Here is an 11668-nt window from a genome sequence, read left to right as displayed (position 1 = left end):
TCCTGAGCCAGGATCAAACTCTCCGTGAATGTTTACCGGTAATCCGGTCAGACACTCGCGTTGAGCGGAACCACAAGGAGGAATAATCCCCGCGGTTCACAGCGTCCTCGCTGTGTGCGCCTCCCAAGAAACTTGGAAGGACTTTCAAAGGAACCTCATCCCCCACGAATGCGGGAGACGGGGTATCAACATATCTGGCGTTGACTTTTGGCACGCTGTTGAGTTCTCAAGGAACGGACGCTTCCTTCGGATTCCCTTTCGGGTTTCCGCCGGGCGCTTCCCTTCGGTGTTTCACACTCTATCAGGGCTTTTCCGGCTTCCGGACCACCGCTTTTCTGCAGGCATGCAGAAGCGCATGATTCGAGAATCAGGATCATGACTCTGAGGAGTGCCGCCCACTCAGTCGGTTACGCCGAAGCGCTTCCTGACTGTCCGGGGCAGAGCCCAGACATTACAGGGGCGGTGTGGGCGAGGCAAATCGATTCCGCGTGACCGCGGGAGCACTGGTGGGGTTGCCGTGGGCATCAACCGGGCTCTGTCATGCGGAACCGTCAGTTCTTATGACTTACGCTTCTCAACGGTGCGCCGCCCGGGACAGGCAGTGGCGGCGGCCTCATGAATCTTCACCCCTGGGAGGTTTCCCATGACCACCGTGACGTCCCCTCTTGCAGGACGCGCCATCGGGCTGGCGGCAGTGCCGGACCCGGTCTTCTCCGGCGCGATGGTGGGTCCCGGTACCGCCATCGACCCCGTTCGTGAGCCGTCGGAGGCGGTTTCGCCCGTTGACGGCGTCATTGTTTCGCTGCACCCGCATGCGTTCGTCGTCGTGGACGGCGAGGGGCACGGCGTGCTGACGCACCTTGGTATCGACACCGTGCAGCTCAACGGCGAGGGCTTCGAGCTGCTGGTGAACAAGGGCGACACCGTGACCCGCGGGCAGGCGGTCGTGCGCTGGAACCCGGCCGCGGTCGAGGAGGCCGGCAAGTCGCCGGTGTGCCCGGTCGTCGCGCTGGAGGCCACCGCGGACTCGCTCGGCGAGGTGCGCGAGGACGGCGAGATCAAGGCGGGCGACGCCCTCTTCTCCTGGCAGTAGCAGCCGGGTGCCGTTGCGAGGCGGCAGGTACGACATCCACCGCGGCGGCCGGGCCCGCCGCAAAACCGGAGACGGGTGACATGGAGACAACGCTGCGGGGCGTCGGGGTGAGCCACGGCGTGGCCATCGGCGAGGTGCGGCACATGGGCACGGCGGTGCTGGAGCCGCCGGCCAAGCAGATTCCGGCGGAGGAGGCGGAGCGTGAGCAGGGGCGCGCCCGTCAGGCCGTGGAAGCTGTGGCTGCCGACCTGATCGCGCGGGGCAACCTGGCCGGTGGCGAGGCCCAGCACGTGCTGGAGGCCCAGGCCATGATGGCGCAGGACCCCGAGCTGATGGCCGATGTCGAGCGGCGGATCGTCGTGGGCAGCACGGCCGAGCGGGCGGTGTACGACGCGTTCGCCGCGTACCGGGCGCTGCTGGCCGGGGCGGGCGAGTACCTGGCGGGGCGGGTGGCCGACCTCGATGACGTGCGCAACCGCATCGTGGCGCGGCTGTTGGGCGTGCCGATGCCGGGCGTGCCGGACAGCGACGAGCCGTATGTGTTGATCGCTCGGGACCTGGCGCCGGCGGACACCGCGCTGTTGGACCCGGCGCTGGTGCTCGGTTTCGTGACCGAGGAGGGCGGGCCGACCAGCCACAGCGCGATTCTCGCGCGGGCGCTGGGGGTGCCGGCCGTGGTGGCGATGCCGGGTGCGGGTGAGCTCGCCGAGGGCACCGTGATCGCGGTGGACGGCAGCACCGGTGAGGTCTTCGTCGACCCCAGTGCGGAGAAGCGGGCCGAGCTGACGCAGGCGGCCGAGGCGCGGAAGGCGGCGCTGGCGGCGTCGTCCGGTCCGGGCGCGACGTCCGACGGGCACAAGGTGCCGCTGTTGGCGAACGTCGGCGGGCCGGCGGACGTGCCGGCGGCGGTGGAGGCCGGCGCGGAGGGCGTCGGGCTGTTCCGCACGGAGTTCCTGTTCCTGGACGACAGCGAGCGGGCGCCGTCGGAGGAGAAGCAGGTCGAGGCGTACCGGCAGGTGCTGGCGGCGTTCCCTGAGGGGCGCGTGGTGGTTCGCGTGCTGGATGCCGGGGCGGACAAGCCGCTGGACTTCCTGACGCCGGCGGACGAGCCGAACCCGGCGCTGGGCGTGCGGGGGCTGCGGACGCTGCTGGACCACCCCGAGGTGCTGCGGACGCAGCTTTCGGCGCTGGCGAAGGCCGCCGAGGGGCTGCCGGTCTACCTTGAGGTCATGGCGCCGATGGTGGCGGACCGGATCGACGCGAAGGCGTTCGCGGATGCCTGCCGGGAGGCCGGGCTCCAGGCGAAGTTCGGCGCGATGGTGGAGATTCCGTCGGCGGCGCTGCGGGCCCGGTCGATCCTCCAGGAGGTGGAGTTCCTGTCGCTGGGCACCAACGACCTGGCGCAGTACACCTTTGCGGCGGACCGTCAGGTGGGCGCGGTGTCGCGGCTTCAGGACCCGTGGCAGCCGGCGCTGTTGGACCTCGTGGCGGCCTCGGCCGAGGCCGCGAAGGCCGAGGGCAAGAGCTGCGGGGTGTGCGGTGAGGCGGCCTCCGATCCGCTGTTGGCGTGTGTGTTGACGGGGCTCGGGGTCACCAGCCTGTCGATGGGTGCGGCGTCGCTTCCGTATGTGCGGGCGACGCTGGCCAAGCACACGCTGGCGCAGTGCGAGCGGGCGGCGGCCGCGGCGCGGGCCGCGGACACCGCGGCGGATGCCCGGGCGGCCGCGCAGGCGGTGCTCTCCGGGGAGTGATCCGGGCGGCGCGCGGCGCCGTGTGAGGTGTTTGGGGACGGCCGTCCCGCCTGGTTGGCGGGGCGGCCGTCTCGTGTGCGCGGGCGGGGCCGGGTCAGGGGTGGCAGTGCGGGGCGGGTGGGGGTGGCAGGGGCAGGCCGGGGGCGTGGTCGACGCCGGGCTCGGGCGGGATGGGTTCGTCGGTTTCGGGGTCGGTGCAGTAGGCGTCGAAGATCTCGGCGGCGGTGATGGGGGCGGGCCAGGCGTCGCGCAGGCGCCAGCCGCGGACGGTGGCGGGGGTGGTGGGGTCGTCCGTGGGGGTGTCGGGGACGGGGGTGGTGCGGCAGACGAGGGCGCCGGTGTCGGGGCGGGCCAGGGCGGCGGCGAGGACGGTGCAGAAGACGAGCGTTTCGGATTCGGGGAGTTGGGGCGGGCGGCCGGGCGGGGTGGTGGTCACCTGGAGGTAGGCGCGGAGCGGGCCGGTGGTGTCGGGGAGGGTGCAGACGAGGTGGTGGGTGCCCTCCCCCAGGGCCGTCAGGAGGTGTTGGAGGGCGGTGGTGGCGCGGGTGAAGGCGGCGTGGGCGAGGTCCTGGCCGCAGGTGGTGCAGCGGCCGGCGCGGGCCAGGAGGGCGGTGGCGCGGTCCCAGGACGCCTGGCGGGCGGCCTCCTCGGTGAGTAACGGCAGGAGGTGGTCGAGCGGGGCGCCGTCGTAGGGGATGGTGGCGCCGGTGCAGGCGACGGCGGCGGTGTAACGGCTGCGGCTGCCGGGGTCGTCGGGGGCGAGGCCGTGGTCGGCGCAGTAGCGGGCGTAGGCGGCCGGGTCGAAGAGGCAGAGGGTGGTGTGCACGCCCTGGGCGGCGAGGGTGCGCAGCAGGGTCTCCAACTGGTGGAGGTAGCCGCGGTGGTCGTCGAACGGGAAGGAGCGGTAGCGGCGCATGGCGGCGAAGGCGCGGGCGTCGGCCAGGACGGCGGCGGTGCTGGGGAGTTCGCGGCGCAGCGGGTGGTCGGCGGGGTGGGGCGTGGGTCGGGTGGTGGGTGTCATGGCTTCCCCCTCGGTGGGTGCACGGCGGGGTGTGCGTGCACGGTCGGTGTGGGTCGTCGAGCGACCTCGTCACCGAGAGTAATCGGGGGGTCTGACAACGGCGGCCCGGCGCCGGGGCGTTGGGACCGCCGGCGCCGGGGCGCGGTCACGTGGCGCGGTCGGCGGCGATCCGCTCGTAGAAGCGGAGGAGTTCGAGGTCGTCGACGGAGCCGGGGTTGACGGCCTTTTCGAGGGGGGTGCCGGCGAGGAGGCGCTTCACGGGGACCTCGATGCGCTTGCCGGTGAGGGTGTGCGGGACGCCGGGGGCCTCGATGATCTCGTCGGGGACGTGGCGCGGGGAGAGCTGTTCGCGGATGGTGCGCTTGATGCGGTCGCGCAGGGCGTCGTCCAGGGTGGCGCCGGGGGCGAGGTGGACGAAGAGCGGCATCCAGTAGCCGCCGTCGGGGAGTTCGAGGCCGATGACGAGGGACTCGCGGATCTCGGGGAGGCGCTCGACGACCTCGTAGATGTCGGCGGAGCCCATCCGGACGCCCTGGCGGTTGAGGGTGGAGTCGGAGCGGCCGTGGATGACGACGCTGCCGCGGGAGGTGAGGGTGATCCAGTCGCCGTGCCGCCAGACGCCGGGGTACGTGTCGAAGTAGCTGTCGTGGTAGCGGGTGCCGTCGGGGTCGTTCCAGAAGCGGGTGGGCATGGACGGCATGGGGTTGGTGACGACGAGTTCGCCGACCTCGTCGATGACGGGCTTGCCCTGGGGGTCCCATGCCTGGAGGTCGGTGCCCAGGCAGGCGGCCTGGAGTTCGCCGATGTGGACGGGGAGGGTGGGGACGGCGCCGGCGAAGCAGCTGCACACGTCGGTGCCGCCGCTGACGGAGGCGGTCCACAGGTCGGTGCCGGTTTCGGCGAAGGTGTCGTGGAGCCAGCGGAAGCCGTCGGGCGGCAGCGGGGAGCCGGTGGTGGCGACGCAGGTGACGGTGGACAGGTCGAGGTCGCGGGCCGGGTGCAGGCCGGCCTTGCGGCAGGCCATGACGTAGGCGGCGGAGGTGCCGAAGACGGTGGCGCGGGTGGCGGCGGCGACCTGCCACTGGGCGGAGACGTCGGGGTGGCCGGGGCTGCCGTCGTAGAGGACGATCGTGGATCCGACCAGCAGGCCGCCGACCAGGAAGTTCCACATCATCCAGCCGGTGGAGGTGTACCAGAAGAAGCGGTCGTCGGGGCCGAGGTCGCAGTGCAGGCCGGCCTGCTTGAGGTGTTCGAGGAGGATGCCGCCCTGGGACTGGACGATGGCCTTGGGGAGGCCGGTGGTGCCGGAGGAGTACAGGACCCACAGCGGGTGGTCGAAGGGGACCTGCTCGAAGACCGGTCGGGTGTCGTCCGAGGTCAGGTCGGACCAGTTCAGGGCGCCTTCGGGGGCGGGGGTGCCGAGCAGCGGGACGTGGACCGTGGCGCGCACGGTGGGCAGTGCGGCGCGGAGTTCGGCGACGGTGTCGCGGCGGTCGTGCTCCTTGCCGCCGTAGCGGTAGCCGTCGACGGTGAACAGGACGACGGGCTCGACCTGTTGGAAGCGGTCCAGGACGCTGCGGGCGCCGAAGTCGGGGGCGCAGGAGGTCCACACGGCGCCGACCGCGGCGGTGGCGAGGAGGGCGACGACGGCCTCGGGGATGTTGGGGAGGTAGCCGCTGACGCGGTCGCCGGGGCGGACGCCGAGGCGGCGGAGGGCGGCGGCCAGCGAGCCGACCTGGGTGCGGAGTTCGGCCCAGGTGAGGGGGGCGGGTTCCTGGCGCTCGTCGACGTGGAGGAGGGCGGGGGTGTCGGCGCGGGCGGGGTCCTCGGCGGCGCGCAGGGCGTGTTCGGCGTAGTTGAGGGTGGCGCCGGGGAACCAGCGGGCACCGGGCATGGTGCGGTCGGCGAGGACGGTGTCGTAGGGGGTGGCGAAGCGGACGTCGAACCAGGCGGCCACGGCGCCCCAGAAGGTGGGGAGTTGGTCGACGGACCAGCGGTGCAGGGCGGCGTAGCTGGCCGCGGGGTCGCCGGGGGTGGGCGCGGGGGCGCCGTGGTGGGTGGCGGCCCAGGCGTGGAAGCGGGTGACCTGTGCGCCGGCGATCCGGTCCGGGCCGGGCTGCCAGAGGGGTTCCGGTGTCGGCTGGGCGGCGGAGTGCGGTGCGGTGGTCATGATGCGGCTCCTGGCGGTTACGCGTCGTGGGCGACGGTCGCGCGCCGTGGCGGGGGTCGCCCGGTGGTGCGCGTGATCGGCTTGTTGGGACGATGCCATGTGATCGGGTCGGGCACCAGGGTGGTCTGGTCACATTCGCCGGTGGCGGGGGCGTCCCCGGGGTGGGGCGGGCATTCGGGGATGCGGTGCGGGCGGGATGTGGCCGGTTGGCCGTGGTCAGGTGAACGACAGTTGAACGATTCCCCCGCGCGGAGCCGTCGGTGGCAGGCTGACCGGCATGAACGGGCGTGATCTGGGGCGGTCGGTACGGATGGTCAGGGCGGTCGGGCCGGCGCAGGGGCTGCGGGCCGTGCGTGCGGCGTGGCGTCGGAGCAGAGCGGATGCGCGGGCGTTGCCACGGCGGGGTGCGGAGCGGGCGCGGGTGCCGGGGACGGCCCACGGGGCGGAGCCGCTGCCCGGTGGCGGCGTGATCCGCTTCGCGCGGTCGTCGCTGCGGGTGCGGGTCGCGGTGGGCGGCGCGGTGTTCTGCGGGTGGGACGGGGCCTGTCCCGAGCCGTCGTACGCGCTGGCCGGGGCGTGTCCGGAGGTGGACCCGCGGGCGGTGCTGGAGCCGGACACGGAGGGCGGCTGGCGGGTCGTCTCGGAGCGGGTGCTGGTGGTGGTGTCGCGGTTCGGTGCGGTGGAGGTGCGGACGCCGGGCGGGGCCATGCTGCGGCGGGAGTTGCCGCCGCGCTGGTGGGACCGGGCGGAGGCGTCCGGGGACGGTGCGGAGGGGGCCGGGGGCGAGGGGGCGGCCGGGTCGCGGTGGGTGCAGCGGTCGGAGGTGGCGGCGGACGCGCGGTTCTTCGGGCTGGGCGGCCGGGCCGGCGGTCCGCGGCTGCGGGACGGGGTGTACCGGCTGTGGAACACCGATCCGGGCGGCGCGTTCGGGCCGCAGGACGATCCGCTGTATCTGGCGATGCCGGTGCAGTTGGTGGTGGCCGACGCGGGGACGCACCTGGTGTTCCACGACAACTCCTGGGACGGCCGGGTGACGCTGCGCGAGGGCGCGGAGGGCGCCGGTTCCGGGCATGACCGGCCGGGCACCTGTGAAGTGCGGGTGGACGGCGGGCCGTTGCGCTACTGGGTGTTGGCGGGGACGCCGGCCCGGGTGCTCCAGGGGTGGACGGCGCTGACGGGTGCGCCGGCGCTGCCGCCCCGTTGGGCGCTGGGGTATCAGCACGCCCGGTGGGGGTTCGGCGGGGCGGACGAGGTGCGGCGGGTGGTGGCCGGCTACCGGGAGCGGGGGTTGCCGCTGTCGGCGGTCCATCTGGACATCGACCACTACGACGGCCATCGGGTGTTCACCGTGGACCAAGAGCGGTTCCCCGATCTTCCGGGGCTGGCCGGGGAGTTGCGGGAGCAGGGCGTGCGCCTGGTGTCGATCGTGGACCCGGCGGTGAAGGCGGAGCCGGGGAACGCGGTGTACGACGGCGGGGCGGCGGTGGACGCCTTCGTGCGGGACGCGCGGGGGCGGGTGGTGCGGGGGGTGGTGTGGCCGGGCGAGTCGGTGTATCCGGACTTCACCGACGGGCGGGTGCGCAAGTGGTGGGGCGCGCTGTACGCGGAGCGGTTGGCGCAGGGGTTCGCGGGGTTCTGGCACGACATGAACGAGCCGGTGTCGTTCGCGGCGTTCGGGGAGGCGACGCTGCCCCGGTCGGCGCGGCACGACCTGGAGGGGCGGGGCGGTGACCACCGGGAGGCGCACAACGTCTACGGGTTGGCGATGGCCCGGGCCGCCTTCGAGGGGCTGTGTGAACTGCGGCCCGGGGAGCGGCCGTTCCTGTTCTCCCGGTCGGGGTGGGCGGGGCTGCAGCGGTACGGGGGCACCTGGTCGGGGGACGTGGCGACCGGGTGGCCGGGGCTGCGGGCGTCGTTGGCGCTGGTGTTGGGGCTGGGGTTGTGCGGGGTGCCGTACAGCGGGCCCGACGTGGGCGGGTTCTCGGGGGTGCCGTCGCCGGAGCTGTATCTGCGGTGGTTCCAACTGGGCGCGTACCTGCCGCTGTTCCGGACGCATTCGGCGTTGTGGGCGGGACGGCGGGAGCCGTGGGAGTTCGGGGCGGAGGTGGCGGAGCACGCGGCGGCGGCGCTGCGGGAGCGGGAGCGGTTGCTGCCGTACTTCGTGACGTTGGGGCAGTTGGCGCGGCTGTCGGGGGCGCCGTATGTGCGTCCGGTGTGGTGGAGCGCGCCGCGGGACCGGGCGTTGCGGGAGTGCGAGGACGCGTTCCTGTTGGGGGACGCGCTGTTGGTGGCGCCGGTGTGGGAGGCGGGGGCGGTGCGGCGGGCGGTGCGGCTGCCGCGCGGCCGGTGGTACGACACCGCCACCGGGCGGGCGTACGACGGGCCGGGCCGGGTGCGGGTGGCGGCGCCGCTGTCCCGTATTCCGGTGCTGGCGCGGGCCGGTTCGGTGGTGCCGGTGGTGGGCGCGGACGGCGGGACGGAGCTGGAGGTGTGGGCGCCGGTGGCCGGGCGGCCGGGCACGGGGCTGGTGGTGCCGGACTGCGGGGACGGCTGGCGGCGGCCGGAGGTGGCGCGGTTCAGCACGCGGCTGGAGGGCGGCAGGGTGGTCGTGGAGCGGCGGGACGGGGGGCCGGTGGGGTATCCGGTGCGGGTGCGGGGGCTGGCCGGGGAGGGGGACGGGTAACGGGGCGGCGGGGCGGGACCGTTAGGGAGGCGGGGCAGATGGCTTCCCTCGTGCCCGCCGCGCCTGGTAGACGAGGGGCATGCCGAGACTTGCTGCTACGTGGCGCGGCCTGGTCGCCGCTGCCGCCGCCCTGTTGACCGTGGTCGCCGTCCCGTCGAGCGCCGAGGCGGGCAGCGGGGGCGTACCGCCGTCGGCACCGCGCGACGGGGCCGGCGTGCGGGCCCACGACCCCAAGGCGCCGCCGGAGTTCGTGGCGCTGCGCGACGTCGACCCCACGATCATCCAGGAGATCCGGTACGCCACCCGGCACGACTTCCTGGGGGTGCCGGCGACGGGGTACCGCGAGCCGATGTGCATCCTGACCCGGGACGCGGCGCGGGCGCTGCACCGCGCGCAGCTCTCCTTCCTGCGCCGCGGCTACTCCCTGAAGGTCTACGACTGCTATCGCCCGCAGCGGGCGGTGAGCCACTTCGTGGCGTGGGCGAAGGACCTCTCCGACCAGCGGATGAAGGCCGAGTTCTATCCGCGGGTGGACAAGTCGGTGCTGTTCCGGGACGGGTACATCGCGGAGAAGTCCGGGCACAGCAGGGGCAGTACGGTCGATCTGACGCTGGTGCCGCTGCCGGCGCTGCCGACCCGGCCGTACGTGCCCGGGGAGCCGCTGTCCTCGTGCTTCGCCCCGAAGGCGGCCCGTTTCCCGGACAGTTCGCTGGACATGGGGACCGGCTTCGACTGCTTCGACACCCTCGCGCACACCCTCGATCCGCGGATCCGGGGACAGCAGCGGGCGAACCGGCTGTTCCTGAAGGCGGGGTTGGAGAGGGCCGGGTTCGTCAATTACGCGCCCGAGTGGTGGCACTACACCTTCACGCCGGAGACGTTTCCGGACACCTATTTCGACTTCCCGATCGCGCGGAGTTCGCTGCGACACCGATGAGGTGACGTTTCGTCAATAATCGCTACCGCGCGGCCTGTTGACGCCCCGCCGCCGCACGCTCCGGAAGGGTGCGTGAACAGTGCGTGAACGAGGCGCCACGGGTGCTCGTGGGGCGGCATCCTGCTCCTCGTGCCTGCCTGGACCGACCAGCTCCGCTTCGCCTTCCAGCCCGTGGTGAACCTCGCGACCGGCTCGGTCGCCGCGCTGGAGCCGCTCGCCCGCCACGAGGACGGCGACGTCGACGTGTTGACCTGTGCCAGACGCGCCCCCGACCTGGACGCCGAGGTGGCCGCGCTCGCCGTCCGGGCCGCGGCGGAGCAGGAGACGCTGCTGCCGCTGCACGTCAACGTGTGCGCCGGGACGGTCGCGCAGCGGCCGGAGCTGATGCCGCTGGGCAAGGCGGTGCGGGACGTGGGGCGTCGGCCCTGGGAGATCACCCTGGATCTGGTCGGCCCGTTCACCGAGGTGCCCGAGCGGGAGCTGCGGGCGGCGGTGGCGGGGCTGCGGGACGAGGGGTACCGGATCTGCGTGGACGGCGTCGGGGACGGCGATCTGCCGCTCCGGCTGCTCGGTGAACTGGCGCCGGACCTGGTCAAGTTGGACCGTTCGCTGTGTGTGCGGCTGGAGCGCGATCCGGGGCGGCAGGCGGCGGTGGCCGCGATGCGGCAACTGTGCGAGCGGGTGGGCGGGCTGCTGGCGATCGAGGGGGTGGAGACCGAGCGGCAGTACGCGGCGGTGCGGGAGGCCGGGGTGCAGTTGGCGCAGGGGCATCTGTTCGCGCCGCCGTCGCGGCGGGCGGCGGCGGAGGTGTACCTGCCGGTCCCGCAGCCGGCGCCGGTGGGTGGCCGGCCGGCGCCGTACCGCCCGCCGTCCGGCCCGCCGGTGGCGCAGTTCCTGCAACCGGCGGCGCTGCTGCCGATGTCGGCGTCGGCGGACGCGGTGCGCAACCATCTGACCGGCTCCCCCGAGGTGTCGGGGGTGCTGCTGGTGGACGCGGACGGGGTGCCGGTGCGGGCGATCCACCGGGACCGCTTCCTGCTGTCGCTCTCCGGGCGTTACGGGCACGCGCTGTACGCGGACCGGCCGGCGCTGCGGCTGGCGGACCGGCCGCGGACGGTCGGGGTGGACGCCACCGCCTGGCAGGTGCTGGACGTGATCGCGGACGGGGAGCGGGCCCGCACCGGGGACGACGTGGCGGTGGTGGACGAGCGTGGCCGGTGCATCGGGGTGGTGCACCTCGCCGACATCCTGCGGGCGCTGGCCGAGAGCCGGGTGGAGGAGGCGGCCCGGCTCAACCCGCTGACCCGACTGCCCGGTTCGGACGCGGTCAACGGGGAGGTGGACCGGCGGATCGCCGAGGGGCGGGAGTTCGCGCTGAGCTGGCTGGACGTGGACGGGTTCAAGCAGGTCAACGACGGGGCGGGGTTCGCGGCGGGCGACGAGCTGATCCGGGCGGTGGGCCGGACGCTGGCGGAGGTGGCGGCCGCCGAGCCGGCCAGCCGGGTGGGGCACATCGGCGGGGACGACTTCCTGGTGCTGGCCGAGCCGGACGGGCTGGAGCCGTTCGCCGCGGCGCTGTTGGACGTGGCCTGGGCGGCGGGCGCGATGCCGGTGACGCTGTCGCTGGCGACGGTGGTCTGTCCGCCGGGCAGCGTCACCGGCCACGGGGCGGCGGCGGCCGCACTGGCGCCGTTGAAGAAGGCAGCCAAGGAACTGCCGGGCGCGAGCTGGGTGGTGGGGCGCCCGGGCACCGAGCGCACCGAGGTGCGGCGCGGGGCGGACGCGCGGGTGCCGGCACCGGCGGAGGCGGCGGACCGGGCGGGCGCGGGCAGCGGTGCGGAAACCGGGAGCGGCGCACGACCTTGACGCTCCCCCACCGGCGGAGAACACTTCCGGTTGCCGGTCGCCGGATGCCCGCGGGCACCGCCGCGCCCGGGCATGGCACGCACCCAGCACGGGGACCGGGGCCCGCCCCGGGCAAGAGCGAGGGAGCCGCCGTGTACGCCGACGGGG

7 protein-coding genes are annotated in these 11668 nt (G+C 74.0%); 5 read left to right on the top strand and 2 right to left on the bottom strand.

Annotated elements, in window-relative coordinates; genetic code table 11:
- Window positions 1-643: 643 nt before the first annotated feature.
- Both ACIQU6_RS35165 and ptsP read left to right on the top strand, forming a co-directional pair.
- Window positions 644-1093, top strand: a complete 450-nt coding sequence (locus ACIQU6_RS35165; protein ID WP_274917340.1) for a PTS glucose transporter subunit IIA — start codon at window positions 644-646, stop codon at window positions 1091-1093.
- 80 nt (window positions 1094-1173) lie between these two features.
- Window positions 1174-2844 (top strand): phosphoenolpyruvate--protein phosphotransferase, encoded by a 1671-nt coding sequence (gene ptsP / locus ACIQU6_RS35160; RefSeq protein ID WP_403485783.1) that lies wholly within the window; start codon window positions 1174-1176, stop codon window positions 2842-2844.
- A gap of 94 nt (window positions 2845-2938) precedes the next feature.
- Here ptsP and ACIQU6_RS35155 read toward each other — a convergent pair whose 3' ends face one another.
- Window positions 2939-3865: a hypothetical protein gene (locus ACIQU6_RS35155; protein WP_403485782.1), complete on the bottom strand. Its 927-nt coding sequence runs from the start codon at window positions 3863-3865 to the stop codon at window positions 2939-2941.
- A gap of 145 nt (window positions 3866-4010) precedes the next feature.
- Window positions 4011-6035 carry an acetoacetate--CoA ligase gene (locus tag ACIQU6_RS35150; RefSeq protein WP_403485781.1) on the bottom strand — a complete coding sequence of 675 codons (2025 nt, stop codon included), beginning with the start codon at window positions 6033-6035 and terminating at the stop codon, window positions 4011-4013.
- A gap of 277 nt (window positions 6036-6312) precedes the next feature.
- Between ACIQU6_RS35150 and ACIQU6_RS35145 the strand changes: the two genes are divergently transcribed.
- From ACIQU6_RS35145 to ACIQU6_RS35135, 3 genes are all read left to right on the top strand, one after another.
- A complete protein-coding gene (locus tag ACIQU6_RS35145; protein ID WP_403485780.1) occupies window positions 6313-8718 on the top strand; it encodes a TIM-barrel domain-containing protein in 2406 nt (801 codons plus the stop codon).
- A 79-nt stretch (window positions 8719-8797) separates the two neighbouring features.
- Complete coding sequence (locus ACIQU6_RS35140) at window positions 8798-9655, top strand: M15 family metallopeptidase (protein WP_403485779.1); 858 nt, start codon at window positions 8798-8800, stop codon at window positions 9653-9655.
- A 129-nt stretch (window positions 9656-9784) separates the two neighbouring features.
- The gene (locus ACIQU6_RS35135) at window positions 9785-11521 is read left to right on the top strand and encodes an EAL domain-containing protein (RefSeq protein WP_403485778.1); all 1737 of its coding nucleotides are present in this window, start codon (window positions 9785-9787) and stop codon (window positions 11519-11521) included.
- Window positions 11522-11668 lie beyond the last annotated feature (147 nt).

The sequence above is a fragment of the Streptomyces sp. NPDC090442 genome (assembly GCF_044769405.1).
Lineage (GTDB): Bacteria > Actinomycetota > Actinomycetes > Streptomycetales > Streptomycetaceae > Streptomyces.
The sequence above is the reverse complement of the archived record's forward strand: the minus strand, read 5'-3'. Positions and strand labels throughout refer to the sequence as shown.

Coding starts and splice junctions, on each gene's coding strand:
- ACIQU6_RS35165 (WP_274917340.1), top strand. CDS start 644: ATGACCACCGTGACGTCCCCTCTTGCAGGACGCGCCATCGGGCTGGCG.
- ACIQU6_RS35155 (WP_403485782.1), bottom strand. CDS start 3,865: ATGACACCCACCACCCGACCCACGCCCCACCCCGCCGACCACCCGCTG.
- ptsP (WP_403485783.1), top strand. CDS start 1,174: ATGGAGACAACGCTGCGGGGCGTCGGGGTGAGCCACGGCGTGGCCATC.
- ACIQU6_RS35150 (WP_403485781.1), bottom strand. CDS start 6,035: ATGACCACCGCACCGCACTCCGCCGCCCAGCCGACACCGGAACCCCTC.
- ACIQU6_RS35140 (WP_403485779.1), top strand. CDS start 8,798: ATGCCGAGACTTGCTGCTACGTGGCGCGGCCTGGTCGCCGCTGCCGCC.
- ACIQU6_RS35145 (WP_403485780.1), top strand. CDS start 6,313: ATGAACGGGCGTGATCTGGGGCGGTCGGTACGGATGGTCAGGGCGGTC.